This is a genomic window from Phenylobacterium sp., from assembly GCF_031984885.1.
GTDB lineage: Bacteria > Pseudomonadota > Alphaproteobacteria > Caulobacterales > Caulobacteraceae > Phenylobacterium.
The window spans coordinates 65,971-91,729 of sequence record NZ_DAMABV010000015.1 but is presented as its reverse complement, the minus strand read 5'-3'; the positions used below and the strand labels follow the sequence as shown (position 1 = coordinate 91,729).

Sequence of the window (25,759 nt, the reverse complement as noted above, 5' to 3'; positions counted from 1 at the left end):
AAAATCCGCCGAGCAGCTTGCGCCAGCCGCTGCCGGAGGAAAAACAGGTGTCATCCCGGTTTGCGCAGCAAGACCGGGACCCATGAACACCGGATGGATCAGAACCCGGCAAGGCCGCGCCCCATTCGTCAGGCACGGCGCGAATGGGTCCCGGACAAGCCCTGCGGGCTTTCCGGGATGACACGGGAAGCGGGTTCGCAACAAACGCGCCAAAAGGTGAATCCCCCTCTCCCTTGGGGGAGAAGCGCAGCCGGCTAATTCAGCCGCAGGCGCACGCGTTCGCGCTGGGCGCGGGCGGCGAGGGCGGCGCCGCCGTCGAGGGTGCTGGCGTGGGTCAGGGCCTCCAGCGCGCCGGCCAGGGCGCCCTGGCCCTCGCGGGCGGCGGCGACGTCGAGCCAGGGGCGATGGTCGAGCGGATCGAGCAGGGCGCGGCGCAGGGCGGCGCGCTCGGCGCGGCCGTAGTCGCCGGCCGCCGCGGCCCGGGCGAAGACGTTGTTCTGCAGCCGGATCAGCACCGCCCGGTCGCTGGCCGGCGCCATCAGCCGGTCCAGGCGGTCGGCGACGTTGGGGGTCAGGCCCGCGTGCAGCGCCCGGCGGGTCAGCTCGGAGGGCAGCACCACCCGCCCCTCGCTGAACGGGTCCAGGGCCAGAGGGCCTTCCGGGGTCTCGATGCGCAGCAGGAAGTGGCCGGGGAAGTCGACCCCCTGGACCATCAGGCCGCACTTGCGGGCCACGTGCAGGTAGAAGACGCCGAGCGCCACGGGCAGGCCGCGCCGCCGCTCCGCCACCGCCACCACGCAGGCGTTGTCGGGATGGTCGTAGGTGAGCAGGTCGCCGGTCAGGCCGAGGTCGCCGGCCATGGTCTCGGCCAGGGCCTCCTCGGGGCTCTCGCTGCGCAGGCGCGCGGACAGGCGCTCGACGCCGGTGCGGGCCAGGTCGAGGGCCGGGCGCGGATCGCGGGCGGGATCCTCGTGCACCGCGCAGGCGGTCGCGGCCTCCAGCAGCGGGAAGTCCTCGTCCGGCGCCCGTCCGGCCTCGCGCAGTATGGTTTCGGCGTCCTCTTGGGTCATCAGGTCTACTACTATGCGCCGTTCCAGGCGTCGGGACTGTGAACCGGCAGGCGGCCCGGCGCGAGCGCGATCAGATCGAGCCGAACGGCGAGGTTTTGCAAGCTGGGCCGACGTGCGGCGATTGCGCGCCCCGCCCGGCGCAGGCGATCGCGCTGGGTCTGCGACACCGCCTCGAGGGCCGCCTCCAGGCTGGTGCGCTGCTTGACCTCGACCACGGCCAGCACCTGGCCGCGCTGGGCCAGCAGGTCGATCTCGCCCTGCGGCGTGCGCAGGCGGAAGCCGAGGATGCGGTAGCCCTTGGCCATCAGCCACAGCGCCGCCCAGGCCTCGGCCCGGCGTCCGGCGATGCGGGCCCTGGCCCCGCGCGCGCTGCGGACGCCGCTCATTTCTGCTTCAGCTCCATGGCCCGGCGATAGAGGTCGCGGCGCGGCAGGCCGAGCGCCTTGGCGACCTCGGCGGCGGCGTCGGCGGGCTTGAGCCGGGTCAGGGCGTCGGCCAGGGCGGTGTCGGCGTCGGCGGCGGTGGCCGCCTCCTCGCGGCCGGGGCCGACCAGGATCACCAGCTCGCCCTTGGGAAAGTCCATCTTCGGGTCGGCGGCCAGCACGTCCAGCGACGCGCGGGTGACGGTTTCATAGAGCTTGGTCAGCTCGCGGGCGACGACGGCCTCGCGCGGGCCGAACACCGCGGCCATGTCGGCGAGGCTGGAAGCCAGGCGCGAGCCGCCCTCGAAGAACACCAGGGTGGCGCGGATGCCGGCCAGCTCCTCGAAGAAGGCCTTGCGCGCGGCGCTCTTGGGCGGCGGGAAGCCGGCGAACAGGAAGCGGTCGGTGGGCAGGCCGGCGACCGACAGCCCGGCCAGCAGGGCCGAGGCGCCGGGGATCGGGTGGACGGGCGAGCCCTGGGCGATGGCCTCGCGCACCAGCCGGAAGCCGGGGTCGGAGACCAGCGGGGTGCCGGCGTCGGAGATCTGGGCCACGCGGCCGCCTTCCGCCAGCAGGGCCAGGGCCTTGGGGCCGCTGCGCTCGGCCGAGTGCTCGTCATAGCGCTCGACCTTCTTGGAGAGGCCGTAGGCGTTCAGCAGCTTGGCGGCGACGCGGGTGTCCTCGGCCAGCACCAGGTCGCAGCCGGAGAGGACGTCGAGCGCGCGCAGGGTGATGTCGCGCAGGTTCCCGATCGGGGTCGCCACGATGTAGAGGCCGGGATCGAGCGGGGCTTCTGAAAGGGCCGGCGGGGGCGGGTGACGCGACATGGCGCAAGGCTTCGCCGGTTATCGCTCAGGTCGCAAGCCTTGAGGTGACGTGGTCGAGCAGCAGCCGGCCGGCCGCGGTGGCGCGCAGGCGGGCCGGATCCTCGGCCAGCAGGCCGGCGGCGACCAGGTCGGCGACCTTCGGGTGGGCGGGCGAGAGGCCCAGCACGGCGACCTCCTCGAAGGCCACGCCCGGCGCGATGCGCAGGCCGGCCAGCAGCCGTTCCTCGGCCGCTTCGGTCGGGGTCAGGGTCTCGCGGGCGGCGAAGGCGCCGGCCGCGGCGATGTAGTCGGCCGGCTTGGCGTGGGCGAAGGTGGCGGTGCGCGCGCCGGCCAGGGTCAGGCGGCCATGGGCGCCGGGACCGGCCCCGACATAGTCCTCGCCGGTCCAGTAGACGAGGTTGTGCCGCGAGCGGGCGGCCGGGCCGCGGGCGTGGTTGGAGACCTCGTAGGCCTCGAAGCCGGCGGCCTCCAGCACCTCCTGGGTCGTCTCGTAGAGCTGGGCGGCGGTCTCCTCGCCGGGCGGGACCAGGGCGCCGCGGCGGACGGCGCGGTCGAAGGCGGTGCCGGCCTCGATGGTGAGCTGGTAGGGCGAGACGTGCTCGGCCCCCAGGGCGATCACCTCGGCCAGTTCGGCCCGCCAGGCGGCCGGGGTCTGGCCGGGGCGGGCGTAGATCATGTCGACCGACAGCCGCGGGAAGGTGGCGGCGGCGACCTGCGCGGCGCGGCGGGCCTCGGCGGCGTCGTGGTTGCGGCCGAGCCGGGCCAGGCTGGCGTCGTCCAGCGCCTGCAGGCCGAGGGACAGGCGGTTGACGCCGGCGGCGGCGAAGCCGGCGAAGCGGCCGGTCTCGGCGTCGGTGGGGTTGGCCTCCAGCGTCACCTCGACCTCGCCGGCCGGGGTCCAGAGGCGGCGGGCCAGGGCGATGAGCTCGCCGGCCCAGTCCGGGTCCATCAGCGAGGGCGTGCCGCCGCCGAAGAAGATCGAGACCAGCTCGCGCTCGCCGGTCAGGGCGCGCTGGGCCTGCAGGTCGGCGGCGATGGCGCGGGCCAGGGCCGCCTGCTCCTCGCCGCGGCCGCGGTCGCGATAGACGTTGAAGTCGCAGTAGGGGCAGATCTTCGCGCAGTAGGGCCAGTGGATGTAGAGGCCCAGGGCGGTGGTCAAAGCAGGGCGGCCTTCAGCTTGGCGAAGGCCAGGGCGCGGTGGCTGATCTGGTCCTTGGCGACGGGATCCATCTCGCCGAAGGTGACGTCGGCGCCCAGGGCCCGGAAGATCGGGTCGTAGCCATGGCCGCGGTCGCCGCGGCCGGGGAACACCAGGGTCCCGTCGACGCGGCCCTCGACCACCACCGCCGGACCGTCCGGCCAGGCCACGGCCAGGGCGCAGGTGAACCAGGCGGAAAAGTCCTCGGCCTCGACCTCTTCCAGCCGCTGCTCGACCTTCTTCATGGCCCCGGCGAAGTCCTTTTCCGGGCCGCCCCAGCGGGCCGAATAGATGCCGGGGGCGCCGTCCAGCGCCGTCACCGACAGGCCGGAATCGTCGGCCAGGGCGATCAGGCCGCTGGCCCGGGCCGCGGCGCGGGCCTTGAGCAGGGCGTTGCCCTCGAAGGTCGCCTCGGTCTCCTCGGGCTCGCCGAGGCCAAGCTCGCCGGCGGTGACCAGCTCGAAGCGGTTGTCGAGGATGGCGGCCAGTTCGCGGGCCTTGCCGGGATTGTGGGTGGCGACCACCAGCTTGGCGCCGGTTTCGAGTTTCAGAGCCATGGACATCTACCTGGGTACGGACGGCGGCGGACCATAGTGCCAGGCCGGCCATGTTGCATTGCAAAAGTTTAATATCGTTTTTCGATGTTTCGTTTGCTCGAAAACGGCGTTTGGCTATTGAAAGCCCAGCTTCGCAGCCCCAGATGCTGCGGTGCAACATAAGAACAAAGGAAAACTCTCTCATGTTTATGTCCCACCTCGACCGCACCCTGATGATCGCCGCCGTGCTGCTGGCCGCCCTGCCGATCGCCGCGTTGGTGACGGGCGGAGCTTTCGCCTAAGCTCGCCTGGCTGCGAGAGGACGGAGAACGGCGATGCGCGCCCTGGGGCCCGGCTCGGTTTCGAGCTTTCTGAAGATCATCCTCGACGTGGTGTTCTTCGCCCTGTGGATCGGCATCGGCGCCGTCGGCCTGATGATGCTGGCCGCCGTCCTCTTCAGCTTCAATCCGGAGCTGCTGCGCAACATGTCGATCCGGACCGGCGGCGGGACCGAGATCGACGCCCGCGGCCCGGTGCTGCTGGGCGGCCTGGCCGCCGCCGGCCTCTATCTCGGCGGGGTGCTGGTGATCGTCGAGCGCCTGCGCCGCATCTTCGCCACCCTGACCGCGGGCGATCCCTTTCATCCCGAGAACGTGCGGCGCCTGCGGGTGATCGGGCTGGTGCTCGCCGGCCTGGAAATCGGCCGCTATCTGATCTACGGCCTCGGGGCCTGGGCTCTGCCCGACGCGGCGATCTCGCAGCCGGAGTTCAGCCCGACCGCCTGGTTCTCGGTGCTGGTCGTGTTCGTGCTGGCCGAGGTGTTCCGTGAGGGCGCGCGCCTGCGCCGTGAAGCCGAACTGACGATCTGATGCCGATCCGCGTGAACCTCGACCGAGTCCTGCTGCAGCGGCGCATGTCGCTGACCGAACTCGCCGACCGGGTGGGCGTGACCATCGCCAACCTGTCGATCCTGAAGACCGGCAAGGCGCGGGCGGTGCGGTTCTCGACGCTCTCGGCGCTGTGCCGCGAACTGGACTGCCAGCCGGGCGACCTGCTGATCTACGAGCCGGGTCCAGACGACGCAGGCCTGGACGACGACCTCGACTAGGCTCCGCGCGCCGGGGCGCTAGTATGGGGCCAACCTCCCCCCGTTCCGCGTAGGACCCCCCGCATGCTGCTGCACCTGTCGACCTGGCAAGAGATCGAAGCCTATCTGCAACGTTCCAAGAGCGTGGTCGTGCCGATCGGCTCGAACGAGCAGCACGGCCCGACCGGCCTGCTCGGCACCGACTGGCTCTGCCCCGAGATCATCGCCCACGAGGCGCAGAAGACCTCCGACCTGCTGATCGCCCCGACCTTCAACATCGGCATGGCCCAGCACCACCTGGGCTTCCCGGGCACCATCTCGCTGCGCCCGACCACCTTCATCGCCGCGATCGGCGACTGGTGCCGCTCGCTGGCCGGCCACGGCTTCGAGAAGATCTATTTCCTCAACGGCCACGGCGGCAACGTCGCCACCATCGAGGCGGCGTTCTCCGAGCTCTACGCCGAGGCCAGCTTCGCGCGGGCCGAGCGGGGCTTCGCCTGCAAGCTGAAGAACTGGTGGGAGCTGAAGGGGGTGAACGCCCTGGCCAACCGGCAATTCCCGGTCGGACACGGCAGCCATGCGACGCCCTCGGAGATCGCCGTGACCCAGTGGGCCTATCCGGACGCGATCAAGACCGCGAACTATGCGCCGCAGATCGCCCCGACCGGCCCGATCCGCGAGGCGCTCGACTTCCGCGCCCGCTATCCCGACGGCCGCATGGGCTCGGACCCGGGCCTGGCGACGCCGGAAAAGGGCGGCGAGCTGGTGAAGCTGGCGGCCGCGGGCCTGGTCGAGGACGTCGCCGCCTTCGCGGCCGAGGCGTTCCCGGCGCGGGGGTAGTCACTCCAACACCGCTGTTCTTCTCCCCGGCGGGGAGAGGGGGTTCCAGGTCAGGCCGTCAGGATCTGGCCGTCCACGACCTGGACCGGCCAGGGGGCCAGCTTCTGGTCGGCGCAGGGGCCGACAATGCAGAGGCCGTCGAGGGGGCGGAACAGGGCCGCGTGGCCGCCGCAGAGGATCAGGTCGCCCTCGCGGGTCAGGTAGCGGTCGTCCCAGGCGGCCAGCGGCCAGCCGGCGTGCGGGCAGGAGTCCACATAGCCGCGGACCTGCCCGCCCACCTGGACCACGAAGCCGGCGAACATCTTGCCGTCCTCGCGGAAGCGAAAGCCCTTCGAGCCGGGATCGGCCAGGTCGGCGAGCGCGCAGAGCGCCACGCCGGGGCCCGGCCGGGCCGGATTGTCGGGGCCATCGCGCATCAGTTGGCGAAACCGCCGAGGGTCGGCTTGAAGGCGGTGATGTCGACGCGCTGGAACAGGCCGGCCTTGTTGTAGGGGTCGTCGGCCGAGAAGGCGCGGGCCTGTTCGATGTCGTCGAACTCCATGACCAGCATCGAGCCGATCATGCCGCCGTCGTCGCCCAGCAGCGGGCCGCCCAGCTTGATGTGCGCCCTGAAGCCGCCGGCATAGGCCAGGTGGGCTTCGCGATTGGCCAGGCGCAGGTCGAGCGAGGCGGGCTTGTCGAGGCAGTGGATGGCGAAGATGGTCAAGATGGTTCCCCTTATCGTTCCGACTTGAGCGGGCGCGACAGCAGCCCGGCGATGGCGTCGTCGACCTGCGCCTCGCCGGCCAGGATGGCGGCGACGGCCTCGCTGATCGGCGCCTCGACCCCCCACTTGCGGGCCAGGGCGACGACGGCCGGCGCGGAGGCGACGCCCTCGGCCACCGAGACCTTGCCGGCCAGGGCCTGTTCCAGGGTCTGGCCGCCGCCCAGGGCCAGGCCGACGCTCATGTTGCGCGACTGCGGCGAGGAGCAGGTCAGCACCAGGTCGCCCAGGCCGCAGAGGCCGGCGACGGTCTCGGCCCGGGCGCCCAGGGCCACGGCCAGGCGGGTCATCTCGGCGAAGCCGCGGGTGATCAGGGCGGCGTGGGCGCTGCGGCCCAGGCCCTTGCCCTCGGAGATGCCGCAGGCGATGGCCAGCACGTTCTTCACCGAGCCGCCGATCTCGGCGCCGATCATGTCGGTGGCGAGGTAGGGGCGGAAGGTCGGCAGGCTGAGCGCGGCGGCCAGCCGGAAGCCCAGCTCCTCGTCCGGGCAGGCCAGGGTGACGGCGGTCGGCAGGCCGCGGGCCACGTCGATGGCGAAGCTCGGTCCCGACAGCACCGCGGGCGAGGCCTGGGGCAGGCTCTCGGCCAGCACCTCGGTCATCAGCTTCAGCGAGCCCTGCTCGACGCCCTTGGAGCACAGCACCATGGGCGCGCCGGCGCGCGCGTGGGGGCGGAAGGCGTCCAGGCTGGCGCGCAGGTGCTGGGCCGGGGTGACGTTGAGCACCAGGTCGGCGGCGGCCAGGTCGGCGAGGTCGCCGGTCGCCCGCACCGGGGCGTCGAACACCACGCCGGGCAGGAAGGTCTTGTTCTCGCGCGTCGCGTTGATGGCGCCGACCACCTCCGGCTCGCGCGCCCAGAGCGTGGTGGAAAGGCCGGCCCGCGCGCAGACCAGGGCCAGCGCCGTGCCCCAGGCCCCGCCGCCGATGACGCCTGCGCTCTTCATGCCTTGGCTCCCTTGCGGCCGAATGCGTGGGTCGGGTTGGCGGCGGCCGCCTCCGGATCCAGCGGCCAGCGCGGCCGGGCCGGGGCGTCCAGCGGGTCGGAGATGCCCAGCGCCAGGCGCTCGGCTCCGGCCAGGGCGATCATCGCCGCATTGTCGGTGCAGTAGGCCAGCGGCGGGGCGTCGAACGAGAATCCGTGCTTTGCGGCGATCTGCTGCAGGGCCGTGCGCACCGCCTGGTTGGCGGCGACCCCGCCGGCGACGACGAAGCGCAAGCCTTGGCCGGGCCGCTCGGCGGCGTAGGCGGCCATGGCCCGCTCGGTGCGCTCCGAGAGCTGGCGGGCGATGGCGGCCTGGACGGCGGCGGCCAGGTCGCGGCGCTCGTCCTCGGTGGTCACGGTCGCGGCGAAGCGGGCGGCGGCGGTCTTCAGCCCCGAGAACGAGAAGTCGAAGCCCTTGCGGCCCAGCAGGGCGCGCGGCAGGTCGTAGGCCGTGGGATCGCCGCCTTGGGCGAGCTTCTCCAGGGCCGGGCCGCCGGGATAGGGCAGGCCCATGGACTTGGCGATCTTGTCGAAGGCCTCGCCGGCCGCGTCGTCGATGGTCGAGCCCAGGCGCCTGCAGGCGCCGACGCCCTCGACGCTGAGCAACTGGCAATGGCCGCCGGAAACCAGCAGCAGCAGGAAGGGATAGGGGATGTCCGCCGCCAGCCGGGCCGAGACGGCGTGGCCCTCCAGGTGGTTGACCGCCACCAGCGGCAGGCCGCGGGCCAGGGACACCGCCTTGCCGAACGAGAGGCCGACCATCACCCCGCCGACCAGGCCGGGACCGGCGGTGGCGGCGACGCCCGAGAGGTCGCCATAGCCGAGGCCGGCGGCCTGCATCGCCTCGGCGGCGACGGCGTCGATGGTCTCGACGTGCGAGCGGGCGGCGATCTCGGGCACCACCCCGCCATAGGGCGCGTGCAGGGCGAACTGGGCGCCGATCACGGAGGACAGCACCTGGACCTGGCCGCCGGCGTCCAGGCGCACGACCGCCGCGGCGGTCTCGTCGCAACTGGTTTCCAGGCCAAGGACGGTCAGCGGCTCTGTCAACTAAGGGCTCCCGCCGGTTGCGGCATTCGGTCCGGTCCTATAGGCCGGGGCTTCCTTTGAAACGCCGAGGTAGACTGCGCGTCGTGCCCACGCAACCGCCCGTCCGGATCGGAGCCCGCGGCTCCAAGCTTTCGCTGGCCCAGACCGGCATCGTCCAGCGCCGTATCGCCGCCGCCCTCGGCGCCGACCCGACCAACCCCGCCGAGGTCGAGGCGGCGGCCCAGATCGTGGTGATCACCACCACCGGCGACCGGGTGCAGGACCGCCGGCTGCTGGAGATCGGCGGCAAGGGCATGTTCACCAAGGAGATCGAGGAGGCGCTGCTGTCGGGCGCCATCGACTGTGCGGTGCACTCGATGAAGGACATGCCGGCGCTGCTGCCCGAGGGGCTGTGCATCGCCGCGATCCCCGAGCGCGAGGACCCGCGCGACGCCTTCCTGAGCCACAAGGTCGCGCGGATGGAGGATCTGCCGCAGGGCGCGATCCTCGGCACCGCCTCGCTGCGCCGCCAGGCCCAGGCGCTGAACCGCCGCCCCGACCTCGACGTGCGGATGCTGCGCGGCAATGTCGACACCCGGCTGGCCAAGCTGGCGGCGGGCGACGCCGATGCGATCCTGCTGGCCATGTCCGGCCTCAACCGCCTGGGCCTTGGCCACCTGCCGCAGAGCCTGCTCGACCCGGTGGCGTTCCCGCCGGCGCCGGGCCAGGGGGCGCTGGCGATCGAGACCCGGGTCGCCGACATCGACAAGCCGTGGCTGGCGGCCATCCGCCACGCGCCGACCGGCGTGGCCGTGGCGGCCGAGCGCGGCGCCCTGACGGCGCTGGAAGGCTCGTGCAAGACCGCGATCGGCGCCTATGCGCGGCTGGCGAACGGCTCGCTGCACCTGATCGTCGAGGCGCTGTCCGCCGACGGCGCGCACAAGTTCCGCCACGAAGGCTCGGCCGAGCTGTCGTCCGCCGCCGATCCGCAGGACGCCGCGCGGGCGCTGGGCCTGTCGCTGGGCGAGGCGGTCAAGCGCGAGGGCGGCGACCTGATCCTGCCGCCGGAATAGGTTTCGCCTCGCGGCGGATTGATTCACGCGCTCTACCCCTCCAGGGTTGCAGGACGAGATGAACACACCGCGCCCGTTGAAAATCTGGATCACCCGCGCCCAGCCGGGCGCCGACGCCACCGCGGCCCGCGTGCGCGCGCTGGGCCATGAGCCGTTCGTGGCGCCGCTGCTGGCGGTGCGCCTGCTCGAGGGCGTGCAGGTCGACCTGACCGACGTGAAGGCGCTGGCCTTCACCAGCGCCAACGGCCTGCGGGCCTTCGCCGAGGCGTGCAGCGACCGCTCGCTGCGGGTGTTCGCGGTCGGCGCGGCCACCGCCCAGGCGGCCAGGGACGCGGGCTTTCGGCGGGTGCTGTCGGCGGACGGGGACGTCAACGCCCTGGCCGAGGGCATCGCCGCGCGCAGGAACGAGATCGGCGGGATCGTGCTGCATCCCGGCGCGGCCGAACTGGCGGGCGACCTGGCCGGGGCGCTTGAGCGGGCCAAGGTCGAGGTCCGCGCCCTCACCCTCTACGACACCGTCCCCGACGTTCTGAACACGCACCAGATCGAGCAGCTCGGCGAGGTCGACGTCGCCCTGGTGCATTCGGCCAAGGGGGCCAAGGCCCTGGCCGGGGTGCTCAAGGCCCATCCGCAGCCTGGCCTGCGCATCCTGGCGCTCTCCAAGGCGGTGCTGAAGCCGCTGGCCCGGACCCGCGTGGCGGCGAAGGTCTTCGCGCCCTTTCCCCTCGAAGCGGCCGTGCTGAATCTGATAGATCGTCAGCCATGAGCGACCAGTTGTCCGCCCCGCGCGATCCTGGATCCTACGGCCGGCGCCGGTCCCTGGGGCTGGGCGTCGGGGCGCTGATCCTGTTCGGCGCCGCCTGCGCGGCCGGGGGCTATGGCCTGGCCCGGTTCGGCCCGGCGCTGCCCGAGCTCTATCCCGACAAGCCGCGGACCGGCGCGGTCAGCGAGGCCGCGCCCTTGGCCGCGCTTCCGGCCCCGCCGGCCGAGCCTGCGCCGCTGGCGCCGCCCGCGCCGCCGCCGGCCGCGCCCGACGCGGCCAGCGGTTCGGCGGTGAGCCAGCGGCTCGAGGCGCTGGAGAGCGACCGCAGCCGGCTGGCCTCCGCCTCGGCCTCGGCCCTGGCCGCCAGCGCCCTGCTGCAGGCCGCGCAGGGCTCGCGGCCGTTCGCGACCGAGGTGAAGGCGATGGCCGCCATCGCCCCCTCCCTCGACCTGGGCGCCCTGCAGGCGGAGGCCGAGCGCGGCGCGCCCAGCCGCGCGGCCCTGGCCGCCAGCTTCCCGGACTATGCGGCGCGCGCCGCCTCGGCCGCCCGCGCGCCGGGCGAGGGCGCCGGGGTGCTGGCCCGGGTCGGCCATGCGCTTAGCCGGGTGGTCGCCCTGCGCCGGGTCGGCGAGGCGCCGGGCGATGGCCCGGACGCGATCCTCGCCCGCGCCGAGCGCCAGATCGAGGACGGCGACGTGGTCGGGGCGCTGGCCGTGCTCGACGCCCTGCCGGCCGACGCCAAGGATGCGCTGGGGCCCTGGCGCGACCGGGCCGAGCGCCGCGCCAAGATCGATCGCGAGATCGCCCGCATCCGCGCCCAGGCGCTGCAGGAGCTGTCGCAACTGGCGCGGAGCGGCGGATGATCCGCGCCGCGATCATCGTCTTCCTGGTCGCGGCCCTGGCCACCGCCATGCTGGCCATCACCGGCGAGCCGGGGCACGCCAGCGTCGTCTGGCTGGGCTGGCGGGCGGACATGACCGCGGCGGCCTTCGTGCTGATCACTCTGTTCGTGGCGCTCTCGGCGATGATGGCCTGGCGGCTGCTGCTCTGGGCGGCCGAGGCGCCGCGGCGGGCCGAGCGGGCCCGGGCCGAGACCCGGCGCCGCCAGGCCAACGAGGTGCTGACGCGCGGCTTCGTCGCGGCCGCGGCCGGCGACGGGGCCGAGGCGCGCCGGCTGGCGCTCAAGGCCGCCGATCTCGCCGACGAGGCGCCGGGCCTGGTGCGCGTGCTGGCCGCGCAGGCGGCGGAGGCGGCCGGCGACGCGGCGGCGGCCCAGGCCGCCTATACGGCCATGCTCGGCCTGCCGGACATGCGGCTGGCCGGGCGCAAGGGCCTGATGCAACTGGCGCTGAACCAGGGCGACCGCGCGAGCGCCACGGCCCATGCCGAGAAGGCCTATGCCGAGCCCCGCACCGCCCGCTGGGCGTGGCGCGCGGTGCTGGAGGCCCGGCTGGAGGCCGGCGACTGGGACGGGGCCCGCGACCTGACCCGGGGCGCGCTGGACCGCAAGATCGTCTCGCCGCTGGTCGCTGACCGCGCCCGTGCGGCGCTGCTCGCCGCCTCGGCCGCCCAGCTCGAGGGCGAGGCCGACCCCAGGCGGCGGGCCCAGGCCCAGGAATATGCGGCCGAGGCCGCCAAGCTGCAGCCCGGCTTCGCGCCCGGGGTGGTGATGGCCGCGCGTCTGCTCAGCCTCGACGGCAAGCCGGGCCGGGCGGCGCAGGTGCTGGAGAGCGCCTGGAAGGTCGGGCCGCACCCGGCGCTGTGGCTGGCCTATCGCGACCTGAAGACCGACGAGACCCCGCGCCAGCGCGGCGAGCGGCTGCGGCGCCTGGCCCTGCTCAATCCGGCGGCCCGCGAGAGCCGGATCCTCCTGGTCGAGCAGGCGCTGATCGCCGGCGACGCGCCGGGCGCCCTGGAGGCCGTCAAGGCGCTGGAGGGCGAGCCGGTGACCGCCCGCATCGCCGGCCTGTTCGCCCGCGCCGCCTTCGCCGCCGGCCAGCCGGACGAGGCGCGGGTCTGGCTGGCGCGCGGCGTCAGCGCGCCGCAGGAGCCGGACTGGTCCGACCTGGACCCCGAGGGCCGCGCCTTCGCCTATCAGCCGCAGGACTGGGCCCGGCTGGTGGTCAGTTTCGCCGAGAGCGGCGAACTCATCCATCCGCGCCACGAGCGGCGCGAGCGGACCATGAGCGAGCTGCCCGAACTGCCGATTTCCTATGCCGATTCAGCGCCTTTCCTGGCGACGCACGAGGCGCGGCCGGCCCCCTACGACATCGCCGACGGGGTCTATGACGACGAGGAGGAGCCGCCGCCGCCGGCCCCGCGCGGCGGCGAACGTCGACCTTCTGGAAGGCGACGCTTGGCGAGCGCGCCGAGAGTCGCTAAGTAGGCGCTCCCTCGCGGGCCAAATCGGCCGGCGAGCGCGTACCAGGCCGCTTTAGCTCAGCTGGTAGAGCACCTCATTCGTAATGAGGGGGTCACAGGTTCGAGTCCTGTAAGCGGCACCATCCCACATCAGATGTTTCGCGCCGGCCAAACGAAAAGGCGCGGTGGGCCGCGCCTTCGGTTGTTCGGCTGGCGGCCGCGCTAGGTCGGGGAGCCGGCCGGCGCTGGGGGCGCGGGCGGCTTGGCGGCGGGCTTGGGCGTCTCGGGCTTGTACTTGTCGTTGTAGGTGATCTTCTCGTCCGCGCCCTTGCGGAGGGTCTCGACCTGCCGGGCCACGGCGTCCTGGGTGCGCTGCTGCTTCAGGCCGGCGGTGGCGTAGTTCACGGCGCGCTCGCCGGTGAACGGCAGGCTGCGGCTTTCGCGGATCTGGTTGACGAATATGGCCGAGCCGCGCGGGAAGATGAAGATCTCGCCGGGCGGCAGCTTCATCAGGGTGTCGGTCAGGCCCTCGGGCGCGTTGAGGGTGTCGAGCACGGTGGTGGTGCGCTGGAAGTCCAGGTTCTGGCGCCCGAGCACGGCCTCGACCTGCTCCAGGGTCGTCAGCGGCTCGAACTCCTTCATCAGGGCGGGGGTGAACTTGCCCACGACGATCTGGTCGACGACCATCACCCGCCGGTCGGCGAACATGTGGGGGTGATCGGCGACGAACTTCTCGGCCTCGACCCGCGAGGGGCTGGCGACGGCGGCGGCGATCTTGCGCTGCATGGCGCCGACCAGCATGGCTTCCTTGGCCTGCATCTCCTGCTGGGCGAAGGCCGGCGTCTTGTCGAGCTTCTGTTCCTTGGCGGTCTGGGCGATCAGCTTGCGGGTGATGATCGATTCCAGGGCGGCCTGCTCCATGGCCTTGCGCTGCTGGGCGTCGGCGGGCGCGGCCCCGCCAAGTTCGCGATTGAGTTCGGTGACGGTGATTTCCTCGCCGTTGACGGTGGCCACGACCTGGCCCGTCGGCGCCTTGGAGCCGCCGCCGATCAGGTCGCAGCCGCTCATGGCCACGCAGGCCAGCAGCGCTGCGCCATGAGTCCAGTTCAATTTCATCGATCTCTCCCCGAGTGTGCCGCAGCGGCCCTCCAACCTGGCGCGCCATGTTAGCGTGCGCCGGTCAACCGAGGCTGGCCGCGGGTCTCTTTAACCTCGAAACGTCTTAAGCTGGCACGAACGGCGATCTTCGGCGAGGGTGATCCCGGCCGCGACGAAACGGCCCCTCGCCCGGGGCGCCTTCCTTGGCCTTTGGTGTTGCAACTCAAGGCCGGACAAGGGAAAACGCCTGCCGCCCGCTCGGCCTCGCCGGGTCGGGTCCCCCATGAGGTCCGCAAGTCCCAGCCCATGAGCGACGAACCCAAGCGCCGCCCCATACTCTCGCTCAAGAATCCGCCCAAGGTCGTCGTGCCTGAGGGGCCGAAGAAGGCTGCGCCGCCGCCGCCCCCCCCGGCGCCCGCGCCGGTGCAGCACGACTGGAAGTGCAAGCCCTGCGGGGCGGGGCTCTCGGTCGAGGCGTCGCTGGCGGACGAGGTCGTGATCCGCTGCCCGTCCTGCAACGCCAAGCTCGGCACGGCCGGCGATTTCCGCGCCGATCCGCCGCCCACGAAGCTGCGGGCGCGCCCGGCCAGGCGGGCTTAGGGGCCGACCACCTCGCGCATGACCGGCCCGATCTCGTCGTGCAGGACGATGTCGGCATAGGCGTCCTGGTCGGTGGGCTCGCGGTTGACGATGGCCAGGGCCGCGCCGTTGCGCTTGGCCAGCAGCGGGAAGCCGGCGGCCGGATAGACCACCAGGGACGAGCCCAGCACCAGGAAGAGGTCGCAGGCCAGGGTCGCGGCCTCGGCGCGGTCCATCGGCTCGCGCGGCATGGACTGGCCGAACGAGATCGTCGCCGACTTCACCAGCCCGCCGCAGGCCCGGCAGACCGGGATCTCGCCGCGCTGTGTGAAACTTTCGCGAAATTCGTCGAACTCGTGGCGCAGGCCGCAATCCAGGCAGCGCGCATAGTGGGCGTTGCCGTGCAGCTCGATGACCTTGTCGTCCGGCACGCCGGAATCCTGGTGCAGGTTGTCGACGTTCTGGGTGATGACCGCCGTGGCCCTACCTTGGCCGACAAGCTTGGCGACGGCGGTATGACCGTCATTGGGCCGCGCGCCCGTCCACTTCGCCGTGCCCGAGAACACCCGCGTCCAGGCCTCGCGACGGCGACCCTCGTCGCCCACGAACTCCTGGAAGTAGATCGGCTTGATCTTGCTCCACACCCCGCCGGGGCTGCGGAAATCGGGGACGCCGGACTCGGTGGAGATGCCGGCCCCGGTGAAGACGACGATCCGGCGCGCCTTCGCGATCGCCTGCGCCAACTGCTCGCGCATGCAAGCTCCTCCTGACCACTATCCCCTGGAAGATGGGTAGCGCGTCGCGACGCGCAACGCCATCGCGGTATGACCCGCCGCCGAACAGGTATTACCGGGCGTCGGATATAGGTATTACCACGCCTGAAGCGAGATGATCGTCACAAAGGCGTCGCATCTGTTCCAGCGGACACTTCGGATGCGACAATTTGGCAGGCCCCCATTAATCACGATTAACAATCCATAAGCCTGTTTTCGCTAGTGAATGCTGCGAATTGTACTGTTGGGGGCTTGCAGTGAATTTCAGTAACGCGCGCATATCCGCGAAGTTGATCATGGCGTTCGCCGTGATCCTCTCCGTCTTCACCCTGGCCTCGACGGCCGTGTTCTTCAGTCTCGCGGCCACGCACAAGGCCGCCGAGCAGAACAATGTCAGCAACCTGAACACCCAGGACGTGATCGGCGTGCTCTCCAACCTGGTGGAGCAGCAGAACGCGACCCGCGGCTTCGCAGCGACCCGCGACGCTGACCTTCTGAAGAACTACGAAGCCAACGGCGCGGCGGCCGACAAGAGCCTGGCCGCGTTCGCCGAACGCACCACCCGCCCCGAGCAGCGCGAACGCGCCGCCCGCCTGAAGACGGCGATCGACGCCTGGCGCGCGAAGAACGACGAGATCATCGCCCTGGCGCGGAACCCGGCCACCGAGTTCCAGGCGCTGTCCATGATTGGCGAGGCCCGGCTGGGCGACGTGCGCACGATCCAGGCCGAGATCATGGAAGGCCAGCGCAAGCTGGTCGCCCAGCGCTGGGAACAGCAGCAGACCGCCATGGACCAGGCGCGCATGACCCTGATCGGCGGCAGCCTGGTGGCGATCCTCGCCGCGGCCGCCATGGCCTGGCTGCTGTCGCGCGCCATCGCCACCCCGGTCAGCGCCATGACCCGCGCCATGGATCGGCTGGCCGGCGGCGACAACACGATCGACGTGCCGGCGGTCGGCCGCAAGGACGAGATCGGCCAGATGGCCCAGGCGGTGCTCTCCTTCAAGGAGGCCGCGATCCAGAAGCTGCGCGTCGAGGCCGAGGTCGCCGAGCAACGCGCCGCCGCCGAGCTGGAGCGCAAGGCGCGCGAGGACGAGAAGGCCCGCGAGGCCGAGCAGGACGCGGTCGCCATCGGCGCCCTGGCCGAAGCCCTGGGCAAGCTGGCCCACGGCGACCTGACCCACCGCATCACCGTCGCCTTCGCGCCGAAGGCCGAGCAACTGAAAACCGACTTCAACGCCGCCGTCTCCACCTTGCAGGACGCCATGCGGGTGATCAGCGGCAACACCACCAGCATGCGCTCGGGCGCCGGCGAGATCAGCCAGGCGGCCGACGACCTGTCGCGCCGCACCGAGCAGCAGGCCGCCAGCCTGGAAGAGACCGCCGCAGCGCTCGACCAGATCACCGCCACGGTCAACAAGACCGCCGAGGGCGCCAACCACGCCCGCGACGTCGTCGAGACCGCCCGCGTCGACGCCGAGCGCAGCGCCGCGGTGGTCAACCGCGCCACCGCCGCCATGGGCGAGATCGAGGAATCGTCCAGGCAGATCGGCCAGATCATCGGGGTGATCGACGAGATCGCCTTCCAGACCAACCTGCTGGCCCTGAACGCCGGGGTCGAGGCCGCCCGGGCCGGCGACGCCGGCAAGGGCTTCGCGGTCGTCGCCTCCGAGGTCCGGGCCCTGGCCCAGCGCTCGGCCGAGGCGGCCAAGGAGATCAAGACCCTGATCAACGCCTCGACCCAGCAGGTCGGCCAGGGCGTCGACCTGGTCGCCGAGACCGGCAAGGCGCTGCAGCGGATCGCCGCCCAGGTGGCCGAGATCAACGGCTCGGTCTCGGAGATCGCCGCCAGCGCCCAGGAGCAGGCCGTCGGCCTGCAGCAGGTCAACACCGCCGTTAATCAAATGGATCAGGTCACGCAGCAGAATGCGGCCATGGTCGAAGAGTCAACCGCCGCCAGCCATGCGCTCGCCAACGAGGCCGTCGAGCTCGCCCGCCTCATGGGCCAGTTCTCGATCGGCCAGGACCAAGGCCGCCCGATCGCCCGCAAGGCCCCCGCGCCGCGCGCCGGCAAGCCCGTCGCGAGCCGGGGCTACAGCTCCGGCGCCGCCACGGCGGCGAAACTCGAGCCGGTCGGAGAAACCGACACTTGGGAGGAATTCTGATGGAAGCCGCCACTTCGCGTATCCCCTCGCCCGGGGCTGAACTGATCTCGGTCCGCATCGGCGAGCAGGCCTATGCGATCGACATCATGGCCGTCCGCGAAATCCGCGGCTGGTCGGCCGCGACCCCGCTGCCGCACGCCCCGCCGCACGTGCTGGGCATGATGAACCTGCGCGGGGCGATCCTGCCGGTCATCGACCTGGGCGCGCGCCTGGGCCTGGGACCGGCCAGCCCCAGCGCCTCGTCCGTGGTGGTGGTGGCCCAGATCGGCGAGGCCCAGATGGGCCTGGTCGTCGACGCGGTGTCCGACATCCTGACCGTCACCGAGGGCCTGATCCAGCCGCCGCCGGAAGTCGGCAGCCCGGAATCGACCGCCTATGTCAGCGGCGTGATGACGACCGACACCGGCATCGTCTCGCTGCTTTCGCTCGATCACATCCTGCCGCCGGACATCCAGGCCGCGGCCTAGGGCGTGACCGCTTCAAGCGGCCGTCACGCTCTAAACGTTTGAAGGCAAGCCCTTTTGGTCCGGTTCGGGTGACGTCGCCCGAACCGGAAGGGGTCCAGCGACAGGCCCGCCAAGGGCCTGCACCAGTTCAGTCAGTCGTCGGGGAATCTAATGCTGGCTCGTCTCTCCATCGCATGGAAGCTCATGCTTGCGGCCGGTTGCGCGATCGGCGCGCTGCTGCTGCTGGCCGCCGCGCTCGTCGCGGCCAACGCCAGCGGCATGGTCCGCAACCTGTCCAACGACAACGCCCAGGCGCTGGCCGGCAAGGCCGCCGCGGAGGTGGCCAGCGACCTTGGCGAGGTCCAGGGGCTTGGCCGGTCGATGGCCGAGAGCCTGGGCGCGGCCCATGCGGCCGGCGTGCGCGACCGCAAGATCCTCTCGGAGATGATCAAGCCGGCGGCCTCCGCCGCGCCGATGATCCTCGGCTCGTGGTTCATGGAGATCCCCAACGAGATGGACGGCCAGGACGCCGCGCACATGGGCGACGTCGCTTCGGGCTCCAACCAGCTCGGCCAGTTCACGCCCTATTGGGTGAACGACGGCGGCCAACTGCGGCTCGAGCCGCTCGACACCGGCACCGACTACGAGCAGCCCTTCTACCAGACCAGCTTCAAGAGCGGCAAAGCCGCGATCGTCGAGCCCTATCCCTATGAGGTCGGCGGCAAGACCATCCTGATGACCTCGGTCACCTTCCCGGTGATGTCCGGCGGCAAGCTGATCGGGGTGGCGGGCATCGACCTGGCCCTGGACGACATCTCCACCGAGCTGGGCGCCCTGCGTCCTTTCGGCGACGGCCGGGTCATGCTGGTCTCGCCGGCGGCCAACTGGGTCTCGCACCCCGACGCCAAGCTGCGCATGAAGCCCTACGCCGACCCGGGCGCGGCCGAGCTGAAGACCGCCATGGCCCAGGGCAAGCCGGTGCTGCTGAGCGGCCTGGAGCAGTCGATCGGCAAGGTCGAGCGCCTGGTCACCCCGGCGCCGCTGCCGGGGCTGAACTCGACCTGGGCGGTGGTCATGGACGTGCCGACCAAGCACATCACCGGCCCGGCCCGCCAACTGGCCATCTGGCTGGCGGTGGGCGGCCTGGTGATCCTGGCCCTGGTGCTGGGCTCGCTGTTCATCGCCGTCGGCAAGCTGGTCCGCCAGCCGCTGGCCGGCATCACCGCCGCGGTGGGCGAGCTCTCGGCCGGCCGCTACGACAAGCCGGTGGGCGGCGCCGACAAGCATGACGAGGTCGGCGAGATCGCCCGCGCGCTGGAAGGCTTCCGCCACGGCCTGGCCGAGAACCGCGCCCTGCGCGCGGGCCAGGAAGCGGCCAACGCCGCCGCCGAGACCGAGCGCCGCCGCGCCGAGGCCGAGCGCGCCGCCGTCGCCGAGCAGCAGTCCGTCGTCGTCACCGCCCTGGCCCAGGCCCTGGAGCGCCTGGCGCAGGGCGACCTGACCGCCCGCGTCGACGCCCAGGTGGCCCCGGAATACGAGGCCCTGAAGCACGACTTCAACGTCGCCATGAGCCAGTTGCAGAACACCATGGGCGTGGTGGTCGGCGCGACCTCCAGCATGCGCTCGGGGGCCGACGAGATCAGCAAGGCGGCCGACGACCTGTCGCGCCGCACCGAGCAGCAGGCCGCCAGCCTGGAAGAGACCGCCGCAGCGCTCGACCAGATCACCGCCACGGTCAACAAGACCGCCGAGGGCGCCAACCACGCCCGCGACGTCGTCGAGACCGCCCGCGTCGACGCCGAGCGCAGCGCCGCGGTGGTCAACCGCGCCACCGCCGCCATGGGCGAGATCGAGGAATCGTCCAGGCAGATCGGCCAGATCATCGGGGTGATCGACGAGATCGCCTTCCAGACCAACCTGCTGGCCCTGAACGCAGGGGTCGAAGCGGCGCGGGCCGGGGAAGCCGGCCGCGGCTTTGCGGTCGTCGCCTCCGAGGTGCGGGCCCTGGCCCAGCGCTCGGCCGAGGCGGCCAAGGAGATCAAGACCCTGATCAACGCCTCCAGCGCCCAGGTCGGCCAGGGCGTCAGCCTGGTCGGCGACACCGGCAAGGCGCTGCAATTGATCGTCAGCCAGGTGGCCGAGATCAGCGGCATCGTCTCGGAGATCGCCGCCAGCGCCCAGGAACAGGCCGTCGGCCTCCAGCAGGTCAACACCGCCGTCAACCAGATGGACCAGGTGACCCAGCAGAACGCGGCCATGGTGGAGGAGTCCACCGCCGCCAGCCACTCGCTGGCCGGCGAGGCGGTCGAGCTCGCCCGCCTGATCGGTCAGTTCAAGACCGGCGACCAGGGCGCCGCCGCCGCGCCCATGCCGGCTGCGCCGCGCCAGCGCCCGGCCCCGCGCCTCGCCGTCGCCGGGGGCGCCTCGCGCGCGCTCGCCGCGCCGGAAGAGGGCTGGGAGGAGTTCTGATCAGGGGAGCGGCGGCGGGCCGAGCACGGCGTAGGCCGCCGGCTCGTCCAGGCCGTCGATCTCGATCAGCTTCAGCCGGGCGGTCTCGCCCGAGACGATCCGCAGCGCCGACTTCGGGCGCTTGAGGGTCTTGGCCAGGAAGGCGACCAGCGCCGCATTGGCCTCGCCGTCGGCGGGCGCGGCGCTGACCCTGACCTTCAGATAGGGCCGGCCGCCCGGGTCCAGCGCCCAGCCGTCGACGCCGTCGCGGCCGCCCTTGGGCGTCACCCGCACGGCCAGGCGCATCGACCTAGCCGAGGCCCATCAGCGCGGCGGCGGCCGAGGGCAGCAGGTAGCGCTGGACGCCCGAGATCACCAGGATCGCGATCACCGGGGTGACGTCGACGCCGCCCAGCGAGGGGATGATCTTCTGGAACGGCGCCAGCACCGGCCGGGTCACCGCGTCGAGGAAACGGGCGACGTTGTAGACGAACTGGTTGCGCAGGTTGATCACGTCGAAGGCGACCAGCCACGACAGGATGGCGTTGGCGATCAGCGCGAAGACCAGCAATCCGAGGATCGCGTTCAGGATGTAGAATACGAAGCCGACCAGCGGAGCCATCAGGAAATCCGAGTGAAATGGGGCCTCCTGTATCGGCTGGCGCGGCGGCGCTGGCAAGTCGCGACGCCGCATCGCCGATCAGCGTCTTGACAGACCCCGCCTTCGCCCCCTAAGTCCGCGCCTCCTGGGGCCGTAGCTCAGTTGGTAGAGCGCCTCGTTCGCAATGAGGAGGTCAGGGGTTCGACTCCCCTCGGCTCCACCAATTCCTTCGTGGAATTGGTTGCTTTCAGGATCTTCCGGACAATCAGATCTTCGTGCCGGGCGCGTCTTCGGTCAGGACGCCGTCGAAGTGTTCCTCGCTGGCGTCGGCTTCGGCCTTGGTGGCGCGGACGACGCCGTCGCGGTGTTCGGGCGGGCCATAGAGGGTGTAGAGGCGCAGGGCCTTGTCGCCGGTGTTGACCACGTTGTGGCGGGCGCCGGCCGGGACGATGATCGCGAAGTCGGCCTTCACCTTGGTCTTCTCGCCGTCGATCCAGACCTCGCCCTTGCCCTTCTCGATGCGGAAGAACTGGTCGTGGGTGTCGTGCGTCTCCTCGCCGATCTCCTCGCCCGGCTTGAGCGACATGAGCACCAACTGGAGGTGCTTGCCGGTGTAGAGCACGCGGCGGAAGTCCTTGTTGCTCTCGGTCAGGTCCTCGATGTCGTCGATGAAGCCCTTCATGGCGTCCCGTCCTTTGATGCAGCTCAGGCCCGCAGCATGGCCCCCGCGGGGGTCGCGCGCCATGACTCATGTCAAGTCGGGCGCGGCCCGGCCGCTCAGGCAAGCGTAACGGGAAGCCTGAGGAACACGTTCCCCGCCGCGGTGGGCGGCGGCAGGGCGCCGGCGCGGATGTTCACCTGCAGCGAAGGCAGGATCAGGGTCGGGGCGGCCAGGGTCGCGTCGCGCGCCTTGCGCTGGGCCACGAACTGCGTCTCGTCGACGCCGTCATGGGCGTGGACGTTGGCGGCCCGCTGCTCGGCCACGGTGGTCTCCCAGCGGAAGTCCTCGCGGCCGGCCGGCAGGTAGTCGTGGCCGACGAAGATCCGCGTCTCGCCCGGCAGGGCCATGATCTTGCGGATCGAGCGATAGAGCGTCGCCGCGTCGCCGCCGGGGAAGTCGGCCCGGGCGGTCCCGTAGTCTGGCATGAACAGCGTGTCGCCGACGAAGGCGGCGTCGCCGATCAGATAGGTCACGCAGGCCGGGGTGTGGCCGGGCGTGTGCAGCGCCCGCACGGTCAGCCCGCCCAGCGGCAGCTCGTCGCCTTCCGCGATCAGCCGGTCGAAGGCGTGGCCGCGGTCGTCGGCGTCATCGGCCTCGAAGACCGGGATGAAGGTCTTCTGCACCTGGGTGATCTGCGCCCCGATCACCACCTGCGCGCCGGTCTTGCGGCGGATGTAGTCGGCGGCCGACAGGTGGTCGGCGTGGGCGTGGGTCTCCAGCACATGGACCAGGCTCAGGCCCTGGTCGCGCACGGCGGCCAGGATCGCGTCGGCGGAAGCCGTCGACAGCCGCGCCGCCTTCGGTTCGAAGTCGAGCACCGGATCGACCACCGCGGCCGCGCCGCTCGCCGGGTCGATCACCAGATGGGTCGCGGTCGAGGTGGCCTTGTCGAAGAATGTCTGTACGTGTGGGGTCATGGTCGGTGCCTCCTGTGGCGCCCGACTACATATAAGAATTTGCTAATTTAGAAACAACTCATATATATCGGTCCATGTTCGATCTCGCGAACTTCGACATCGCCCGTTTCGAGGCCAGCGCCGGGGAAGCCGCCAAGCTTCTGCGGGCGCTCGGCAACGAGCGGCGGCTGATGATCCTGTGCCAACTGACCGAAGGCGAGCGATCGGTGGGCGAGCTCCTGCCCCTGGTCGGCCTCTCGCAATCGGCCCTGTCGCAGCACCTGGCGGTGCTGCGCGAGGAAGCCGTCGTGGCCACGCGCCGCGAGGGCCAGACCATCTGGTACCGGATCGCCGACCCCGCCGCGATGAAGGTGGTGGCGACGCTCGCGGAGATCTTCTGTCCTCCAGACATGAAGAAGGCCGATGCAACTGACCGCTCTCAACCCCAAGGACGTCGCTGACCTGCTGGCCCGTGGCCAGGCGGTGCTGTTCGACATCCGCGATCCCGACGAGTTCGCCCGTCGTCACGTGAAGGGCGCGCGCCTGCGCCCGCTGGCCGCCCTCGGCGCCGATCCCCTGCCGGTCCCGGCGGGCCGGATGGCCGTCTTCACCTGCCGCTCGGGCATGCGCACCGCCGCCAACTGCGCGCGCCTGGCCGCGGCGGTGGAGGGCGAGACCTTCGTGCTGGAGGGCGGGGTCGAGGCCTGGGCCGCCGCGGGCCTGCCGCTGGTCGAGGACCATGCGGCGCCGCTGGAGCTGATGCGGCAGGTGCAGATCGCCGCCGGCTCGCTGGTGCTGGCCGGCGTCGCCCTGGGGTTGCTGGTCCACCCGGGCTTCTTCGGCCTGTCGGCCTTCGTCGGCGCGGGCCTGACCCTGGCCGGGATCACCGGCTTCTGCGGCATGGCGCGGCTGCTCGCCGTCATGCCCTGGAACCGGCCGGCGCGCGCCTGACGCGCCATGGATCCCCTTGTCGCGAGCCTGAGCCTGGCGGCCCTGGGCGGCGCCGTCATCGGCCTGCTGCTCGGCGTGTTCGGCGGCGGCGGATCGGTGTTGGCCACGCCGCTGCTGCTCTATGTGGTCGGGGTGCGCGATCCGCACGTGGCGATCGGCACCTCGGCCGCCGCGGTGGCGGTCAACGCCCTGGTCGGCCTGGGCGCCCAGGCCAGGGCCGGGCGCGTGAAATGGCCCTGTGCCCTGGTGTTCGGCGGCGCCGGGTTGGCCGGCGCGCTCGCCGGCGCGCACCTCGCCAAGATGATCGACGGCGAGCAGTTGATCCTATGGTTCGCCGGCGCCATGGCCCTGGTCGGGGTTTCGATGCTGGCGCCCAAGCGGGACGAAGGCGATCCCGGCGTGCGGCTCAACGCGGCGCTGACCCGCAGGCTGGCCCCGCTCGGCCTGCTGGTCGGCCTGGCCGCCGGCTTCTTCGGCATCGGCGGCGGCTTCCTGATCGTGCCGGGGCTGATGGCGGCGAGCGGCATGACGCTCGCCAACGCCGCGGCCTCGTCCCTGGTCTCGGTGGCGTTGTTCGGGGCGGCGACCAGCGCCAGCTATGCGGCGTCCGGCCTGGTCGACTGGCCGGTCTTCGTGGCCCTGGTGGCGGGGGGCGGCATGGGCGCGCTGGCGGGCGGGCCGATCGCCGCCCGCCTCGCCGACAAGGCGGCGCTCGCCCGCCGGGCCTTCGCGCTGATGGTGCTGGCCACCGCCGCCTATGTCGCCTGGCGCGGCTAGGACGCCGCGCGCTGCAGCGGCGGGGCGAAGGAGGGCGAGACGTTGGGGAAGCGCAGGCCGCTCTCGCCGACCTGGTGCTTGAGGTTCAGCTTCGGGAACAGCAGCTCGGCCACGCGATAGGCCTCCTCCAGGTGCGGATAGCCCGAGGCGATCACCGTATCGACGCCGAGCTGGGCGTATTCCTCCAGCCGTTCGGCGATGGTGTCGGGGTCGCCGACCAGGGCGGTGCCGGCGCCGGTGCGCACCAGGCCGATGCCGGCCCAGAGGTTGGGGCTGACCTCCAGGTTGGCGCGGCTGCCGTTGTGCAGGGCGCTCATCCGCGACTGGCCGACCGAGTCCGAGCCCTTGGCCATGGCCCGCTGGAAGGCGGCGATGGCGTCGTCGGTGACGTACTTGATCAGCTCGTTGGCGGCGTCCCAGGCCTGGCCTTCGGTCTCGCGGACGATGATGTGCAGGCGGATGCCGAAGCGGATCGTGCGGCCGCGCCTGGCGGCGCGCTCGCGCACGTCCTCGATCACCTCCTTGAGCTGGGCCGGCGGCTCGCCCCAGGCCAGGTAGACGTCGACGTGCTGGGCGGCGATCTCGCGGGCGATGTCGGAGGACCCGCCGAACCAGATCGGCGAATGCGGCTCCTGCACGAACGGGAACAGCAACTGGCCCTTGTCGATGGACAGGTACTTGCCCTGGTGGGTCACGCGCTCGCCGGTGGCGAGCTGGCGCCAGATGTTCAGGAACTCCTCGGTCTGCACGTAGCGCTCGTGGTGGTCGAGGAAGAGGCCGTCGGCCGCCAGGGCCTGGGGGCTGCCGCCGGTGACGATGTTGACCAGGGCCCGGCCGCCGCTCAGCCGGTCCAGGGCCGCGGCCTGGCGCACGGCCTCGGACGGGTGGATCAGGCCGGGGCGCGCGGCGACCAGCAGCCGCAACCGCTCGGTGAACGGCGCGATCGAGGCGGCGGTGATCCAGGCGTCGGTGCAATGGGCGCCGGTGGGCAGCAGCACGCCCGAATAGCCGAGGCGATCGGCGGCGACCGCGATCTCGCGCAGGTAGCGCGGCGTCGGGGCGCGGTCGGTCTCCGGGTGGCTCAGATAGGCGTTGTCGCCCGCCGACGGGATGAACCAGAGGAAGTCGAGCGGGGTCTTGGACATAGGGTTCTCCATGGCGCCAAGGGGGCGCGTAGATATTCCTACTTAAACCATGGGAATAATCGCACTACGAGAAATCCTTAAGTGAAACCCCAGGATTCCCAATAATAGCGGGGTCGAAAGCCGCCCCAGAAAATCTGCTGCGACTCATATCCTATTTTCTCCATAGGAATAAGGGGTGACGTCCGTCCTCCCCTTCTGGCGTCACGCA

General features: G+C 71.8%; 30 protein-coding genes and 2 tRNA genes. 16 read left to right on the top strand and 16 right to left on the bottom strand.

Annotated elements, in window-relative coordinates:
* Positions 1-254 precede the first annotated feature (254 nt).
* Genes RTL41_RS17960 through rdgB form a run of 5 tightly spaced genes read right to left on the bottom strand, consistent with a single transcriptional unit; the run spans position 255 to position 4,074 of the window.
* Positions 255-1,070: a transglutaminase family protein gene (locus RTL41_RS17960; RefSeq protein WP_312166437.1), complete on the bottom strand. Its 816-nt coding sequence runs from the start codon at positions 1,068-1,070 to the stop codon at positions 255-257.
* A gap of 11 nt (positions 1,071-1,081) precedes the next feature.
* Positions 1,082-1,456 (bottom strand): YraN family protein, encoded by a 375-nt coding sequence (locus tag RTL41_RS17955; RefSeq protein ID WP_312166436.1) that lies wholly within the window; start codon positions 1,454-1,456, stop codon positions 1,082-1,084.
* A complete protein-coding gene (gene rsmI, locus RTL41_RS17950) occupies positions 1,453-2,319 on the bottom strand; it encodes a 16S rRNA (cytidine(1402)-2'-O)-methyltransferase (protein ID WP_312166435.1) in 867 nt (288 codons plus the stop codon). Before rsmI ends, RTL41_RS17955 begins: the two co-directional genes overlap by 4 nt.
* Before the next feature lie 25 nt (positions 2,320-2,344).
* A complete protein-coding gene (gene hemW / locus RTL41_RS17945) occupies positions 2,345-3,478 on the bottom strand; it encodes a radical SAM family heme chaperone HemW (protein WP_312166434.1) in 1,134 nt (377 codons plus the stop codon).
* Positions 3,475-4,074, bottom strand: coding sequence for an RdgB/HAM1 family non-canonical purine NTP pyrophosphatase (gene rdgB, locus RTL41_RS17940; protein ID WP_312166433.1), 600 nt, complete (start codon positions 4,072-4,074; stop codon positions 3,475-3,477). Before rdgB ends, hemW begins: the two co-directional genes overlap by 4 nt.
* Positions 4,075-4,388: 314 nt before the next feature.
* On the opposite strand from rdgB, the gene RTL41_RS17935 reads away from it, so the two are divergent.
* The 3 genes from RTL41_RS17935 to RTL41_RS17925 all read left to right on the top strand — a co-directional run bounded on the left by RTL41_RS17935 (position 4,389) and on the right by RTL41_RS17925 (position 5,980).
* The gene (locus tag RTL41_RS17935; RefSeq protein ID WP_312166432.1) at positions 4,389-4,922 is read left to right on the top strand and encodes a DUF2975 domain-containing protein; all 534 of its coding nucleotides are present in this window, start codon (positions 4,389-4,391) and stop codon (positions 4,920-4,922) included.
* On the top strand, positions 4,922-5,161 hold the full coding sequence (locus tag RTL41_RS17930; RefSeq protein ID WP_312166431.1) for a helix-turn-helix transcriptional regulator: 240 nt from the start codon (positions 4,922-4,924) through the stop codon (positions 5,159-5,161). The genes RTL41_RS17935 and RTL41_RS17930 overlap by 1 nt, the downstream gene beginning before the upstream one ends.
* A 63-nt stretch (positions 5,162-5,224) precedes the next feature.
* Positions 5,225-5,980, top strand: a complete 756-nt coding sequence (locus RTL41_RS17925; RefSeq protein WP_312166430.1) for a creatininase family protein — start codon at positions 5,225-5,227, stop codon at positions 5,978-5,980.
* A gap of 50 nt (positions 5,981-6,030) precedes the next feature.
* Here RTL41_RS17925 and RTL41_RS17920 read toward each other — a convergent pair whose 3' ends face one another.
* Genes RTL41_RS17920 through tsaD form a run of 4 tightly spaced genes read right to left on the bottom strand, consistent with a single transcriptional unit; the run spans position 6,031 to position 8,775 of the window.
* Positions 6,031-6,396, bottom strand: coding sequence for a Rieske 2Fe-2S domain-containing protein (locus RTL41_RS17920; RefSeq protein ID WP_312166429.1), 366 nt, complete (start codon positions 6,394-6,396; stop codon positions 6,031-6,033).
* Positions 6,396-6,686, bottom strand: coding sequence for a YciI family protein (locus tag RTL41_RS17915; RefSeq protein ID WP_312166428.1), 291 nt, complete (start codon positions 6,684-6,686; stop codon positions 6,396-6,398). Before RTL41_RS17915 ends, RTL41_RS17920 begins: the two co-directional genes overlap by 1 nt.
* An 11-nt stretch (positions 6,687-6,697) precedes the next feature.
* Positions 6,698-7,687 carry an NAD(P)H-dependent glycerol-3-phosphate dehydrogenase gene (locus RTL41_RS17910; RefSeq protein ID WP_312166427.1) on the bottom strand — a complete coding sequence of 330 codons (990 nt, stop codon included), beginning with the start codon at positions 7,685-7,687 and terminating at the stop codon, positions 6,698-6,700.
* Positions 7,684-8,775: a tRNA (adenosine(37)-N6)-threonylcarbamoyltransferase complex transferase subunit TsaD gene (gene tsaD, locus RTL41_RS17905; RefSeq protein WP_312166426.1), complete on the bottom strand. Its 1,092-nt coding sequence runs from the start codon at positions 8,773-8,775 to the stop codon at positions 7,684-7,686. Before tsaD ends, RTL41_RS17910 begins: the two co-directional genes overlap by 4 nt.
* A gap of 83 nt (positions 8,776-8,858) precedes the next feature.
* On the opposite strand from tsaD, the gene hemC reads away from it, so the two are divergent.
* The 5 genes from hemC to RTL41_RS17880 all read left to right on the top strand — a co-directional run bounded on the left by hemC (position 8,859) and on the right by RTL41_RS17880 (position 13,094).
* Entirely contained in the window at positions 8,859-9,827 is a 969-nt protein-coding gene (hemC, locus tag RTL41_RS17900; protein WP_312166425.1) for a hydroxymethylbilane synthase, read from the top strand.
* Between the two features lie 58 nt (positions 9,828-9,885).
* On the top strand, positions 9,886-10,593 hold the full coding sequence (locus RTL41_RS17895) for a uroporphyrinogen-III synthase (protein WP_312166424.1): 708 nt from the start codon (positions 9,886-9,888) through the stop codon (positions 10,591-10,593).
* Positions 10,590-11,453: a mitofilin family membrane protein gene (locus tag RTL41_RS17890; RefSeq protein WP_312166423.1), complete on the top strand. Its 864-nt coding sequence runs from the start codon at positions 10,590-10,592 to the stop codon at positions 11,451-11,453. The genes RTL41_RS17895 and RTL41_RS17890 overlap by 4 nt, the downstream gene beginning before the upstream one ends.
* The gene (locus RTL41_RS17885) at positions 11,450-12,976 is read left to right on the top strand and encodes a heme biosynthesis HemY N-terminal domain-containing protein (RefSeq protein ID WP_312166422.1); all 1,527 of its coding nucleotides are present in this window, start codon (positions 11,450-11,452) and stop codon (positions 12,974-12,976) included. Before RTL41_RS17890 ends, RTL41_RS17885 begins: the two co-directional genes overlap by 4 nt.
* Before the next feature lie 42 nt (positions 12,977-13,018).
* Positions 13,019-13,094, top strand: a tRNA-Thr gene (locus RTL41_RS17880).
* Positions 13,095-13,173: 79 nt separating this feature from the next.
* Here the strand turns inward: RTL41_RS17880 and RTL41_RS17875 are convergent.
* Positions 13,174-14,067, bottom strand: coding sequence for a SurA N-terminal domain-containing protein (locus RTL41_RS17875; protein WP_312166421.1), 894 nt, complete (start codon positions 14,065-14,067; stop codon positions 13,174-13,176).
* A 288-nt stretch (positions 14,068-14,355) separates the two neighbouring features.
* Between RTL41_RS17875 and RTL41_RS17870 the strand changes: the two genes are divergently transcribed.
* Entirely contained in the window at positions 14,356-14,649 is a 294-nt protein-coding gene (locus tag RTL41_RS17870) for a hypothetical protein (RefSeq protein WP_312166420.1), read from the top strand.
* Here the strand turns inward: RTL41_RS17870 and RTL41_RS17865 are convergent.
* A complete protein-coding gene (locus tag RTL41_RS17865) occupies positions 14,646-15,383 on the bottom strand; it encodes a Sir2 family NAD-dependent protein deacetylase (RefSeq protein WP_312166419.1) in 738 nt (245 codons plus the stop codon). The two genes, RTL41_RS17870 and RTL41_RS17865, sit on opposite strands and share 4 nt — an antisense overlap.
* 275 nt (positions 15,384-15,658) lie before the next feature.
* Between RTL41_RS17865 and RTL41_RS17860 the strand changes: the two genes are divergently transcribed.
* From RTL41_RS17860 to RTL41_RS17850, 3 genes are all read left to right on the top strand, one after another.
* Positions 15,659-17,566 carry a methyl-accepting chemotaxis protein gene (locus tag RTL41_RS17860; protein ID WP_312166418.1) on the top strand — a complete coding sequence of 636 codons (1,908 nt, stop codon included), beginning with the start codon at positions 15,659-15,661 and terminating at the stop codon, positions 17,564-17,566.
* On the top strand, positions 17,566-18,033 hold the full coding sequence (locus tag RTL41_RS17855) for a chemotaxis protein CheW (RefSeq protein ID WP_312166417.1): 468 nt from the start codon (positions 17,566-17,568) through the stop codon (positions 18,031-18,033). Before RTL41_RS17860 ends, RTL41_RS17855 begins: the two co-directional genes overlap by 1 nt.
* 183 nt (positions 18,034-18,216) lie before the next feature.
* Entirely contained in the window at positions 18,217-20,481 is a 2,265-nt protein-coding gene (locus tag RTL41_RS17850) for a methyl-accepting chemotaxis protein (protein ID WP_312166416.1), read from the top strand.
* Here the strand turns inward: RTL41_RS17850 and RTL41_RS17845 are convergent, their stop codons facing one another.
* Positions 20,482-20,766 (bottom strand): DUF167 family protein, encoded by a 285-nt coding sequence (locus RTL41_RS17845; protein ID WP_312166415.1) that lies wholly within the window; start codon positions 20,764-20,766, stop codon positions 20,482-20,484.
* 4 nt (positions 20,767-20,770) lie between these two features.
* The gene (locus RTL41_RS17840; protein WP_312166414.1) at positions 20,771-21,082 is read right to left on the bottom strand and encodes a YggT family protein; all 312 of its coding nucleotides are present in this window, start codon (positions 21,080-21,082) and stop codon (positions 20,771-20,773) included.
* Between the two features lie 126 nt (positions 21,083-21,208).
* On the opposite strand from RTL41_RS17840, the gene RTL41_RS17835 reads away from it, so the two are divergent.
* Positions 21,209-21,284: transfer RNA gene (locus RTL41_RS17835), tRNA-Ala, on the top strand.
* 42 nt (positions 21,285-21,326) lie between these two features.
* On the opposite strand, the gene RTL41_RS17830 is transcribed toward RTL41_RS17835, so the two are convergent.
* Together RTL41_RS17830 and RTL41_RS17825 are read right to left on the bottom strand one after the other, a co-directional pair.
* Positions 21,327-21,743, bottom strand: coding sequence for a cupin domain-containing protein (locus tag RTL41_RS17830; RefSeq protein WP_312166413.1), 417 nt, complete (start codon positions 21,741-21,743; stop codon positions 21,327-21,329).
* 95 nt (positions 21,744-21,838) lie between these two features.
* Positions 21,839-22,699: an MBL fold metallo-hydrolase gene (locus tag RTL41_RS17825; protein WP_312166412.1), complete on the bottom strand. Its 861-nt coding sequence runs from the start codon at positions 22,697-22,699 to the stop codon at positions 21,839-21,841.
* Positions 22,700-22,773: 74 nt separating this feature from the next.
* On the opposite strand from RTL41_RS17825, the gene RTL41_RS17820 reads away from it, so the two are divergent.
* From RTL41_RS17820 to RTL41_RS17810, 3 genes are read left to right on the top strand one after another with little or no spacing between them, the layout of a single operon-like run.
* Positions 22,774-23,139, top strand: a complete 366-nt coding sequence (locus RTL41_RS17820; protein WP_312166411.1) for a metalloregulator ArsR/SmtB family transcription factor — start codon at positions 22,774-22,776, stop codon at positions 23,137-23,139.
* Positions 23,102-23,629 carry a rhodanese family protein gene (locus RTL41_RS17815; RefSeq protein ID WP_312166410.1) on the top strand — a complete coding sequence of 176 codons (528 nt, stop codon included), beginning with the start codon at positions 23,102-23,104 and terminating at the stop codon, positions 23,627-23,629. The genes RTL41_RS17820 and RTL41_RS17815 overlap by 38 nt, the downstream gene beginning before the upstream one ends.
* 6 nt (positions 23,630-23,635) lie before the next feature.
* A complete protein-coding gene (locus RTL41_RS17810; protein WP_312166409.1) occupies positions 23,636-24,406 on the top strand; it encodes a sulfite exporter TauE/SafE family protein in 771 nt (256 codons plus the stop codon).
* Here RTL41_RS17810 and ssuD read toward each other — a convergent pair.
* On the bottom strand, positions 24,403-25,551 hold the full coding sequence (ssuD, locus tag RTL41_RS17805) for an FMNH2-dependent alkanesulfonate monooxygenase (RefSeq protein WP_312166408.1): 1,149 nt from the start codon (positions 25,549-25,551) through the stop codon (positions 24,403-24,405). The genes RTL41_RS17810 and ssuD overlap by 4 nt on opposite strands.
* Between the last annotated feature and the right edge of the window lie 208 nt (positions 25,552-25,759).

Coding starts and splice junctions, on each gene's coding strand:
- RTL41_RS17960 (WP_312166437.1), bottom strand. CDS start 1,070: ATGACCCAAGAGGACGCCGAAACCATACTGCGCGAGGCCGGACGGGCG.
- RTL41_RS17955 (WP_312166436.1), bottom strand. CDS start 1,456: ATGAGCGGCGTCCGCAGCGCGCGCGGGGCCAGGGCCCGCATCGCCGGA.
- rsmI (WP_312166435.1), bottom strand. CDS start 2,319: ATGTCGCGTCACCCGCCCCCGCCGGCCCTTTCAGAAGCCCCGCTCGAT.
- rdgB (WP_312166433.1), bottom strand. CDS start 4,074: ATGGCTCTGAAACTCGAAACCGGCGCCAAGCTGGTGGTCGCCACCCAC.
- RTL41_RS17935 (WP_312166432.1), top strand. CDS start 4,389: ATGCGCGCCCTGGGGCCCGGCTCGGTTTCGAGCTTTCTGAAGATCATC.
- RTL41_RS17930 (WP_312166431.1), top strand. CDS start 4,922: ATGCCGATCCGCGTGAACCTCGACCGAGTCCTGCTGCAGCGGCGCATG.
- RTL41_RS17925 (WP_312166430.1), top strand. CDS start 5,225: ATGCTGCTGCACCTGTCGACCTGGCAAGAGATCGAAGCCTATCTGCAA.
- RTL41_RS17920 (WP_312166429.1), bottom strand. CDS start 6,396: ATGCGCGATGGCCCCGACAATCCGGCCCGGCCGGGCCCCGGCGTGGCG.
- RTL41_RS17910 (WP_312166427.1), bottom strand. CDS start 7,687: ATGAAGAGCGCAGGCGTCATCGGCGGCGGGGCCTGGGGCACGGCGCTG.
- RTL41_RS17895 (WP_312166424.1), top strand. CDS start 9,886: ATGAACACACCGCGCCCGTTGAAAATCTGGATCACCCGCGCCCAGCCG.
- RTL41_RS17890 (WP_312166423.1), top strand. CDS start 10,590: ATGAGCGACCAGTTGTCCGCCCCGCGCGATCCTGGATCCTACGGCCGG.
- RTL41_RS17885 (WP_312166422.1), top strand. CDS start 11,450: ATGATCCGCGCCGCGATCATCGTCTTCCTGGTCGCGGCCCTGGCCACC.
- RTL41_RS17875 (WP_312166421.1), bottom strand. CDS start 14,067: ATGAAATTGAACTGGACTCATGGCGCAGCGCTGCTGGCCTGCGTGGCC.
- RTL41_RS17870 (WP_312166420.1), top strand. CDS start 14,356: ATGAGCGACGAACCCAAGCGCCGCCCCATACTCTCGCTCAAGAATCCG.
- RTL41_RS17865 (WP_312166419.1), bottom strand. CDS start 15,383: ATGCGCGAGCAGTTGGCGCAGGCGATCGCGAAGGCGCGCCGGATCGTC.
- RTL41_RS17855 (WP_312166417.1), top strand. CDS start 17,566: ATGGAAGCCGCCACTTCGCGTATCCCCTCGCCCGGGGCTGAACTGATC.
- RTL41_RS17850 (WP_312166416.1), top strand. CDS start 18,217: ATGCTTGCGGCCGGTTGCGCGATCGGCGCGCTGCTGCTGCTGGCCGCC.
- RTL41_RS17845 (WP_312166415.1), bottom strand. CDS start 20,766: ATGCGCCTGGCCGTGCGGGTGACGCCCAAGGGCGGCCGCGACGGCGTC.
- RTL41_RS17840 (WP_312166414.1), bottom strand. CDS start 21,082: ATGGCTCCGCTGGTCGGCTTCGTATTCTACATCCTGAACGCGATCCTC.
- RTL41_RS17830 (WP_312166413.1), bottom strand. CDS start 21,743: ATGAAGGGCTTCATCGACGACATCGAGGACCTGACCGAGAGCAACAAG.
- RTL41_RS17825 (WP_312166412.1), bottom strand. CDS start 22,699: ATGACCCCACACGTACAGACATTCTTCGACAAGGCCACCTCGACCGCG.
- RTL41_RS17820 (WP_312166411.1), top strand. CDS start 22,774: ATGTTCGATCTCGCGAACTTCGACATCGCCCGTTTCGAGGCCAGCGCC.
- RTL41_RS17815 (WP_312166410.1), top strand. CDS start 23,102: ATGCAACTGACCGCTCTCAACCCCAAGGACGTCGCTGACCTGCTGGCC.
- RTL41_RS17810 (WP_312166409.1), top strand. CDS start 23,636: ATGGATCCCCTTGTCGCGAGCCTGAGCCTGGCGGCCCTGGGCGGCGCC.
- ssuD (WP_312166408.1), bottom strand. CDS start 25,551: ATGTCCAAGACCCCGCTCGACTTCCTCTGGTTCATCCCGTCGGCGGGC.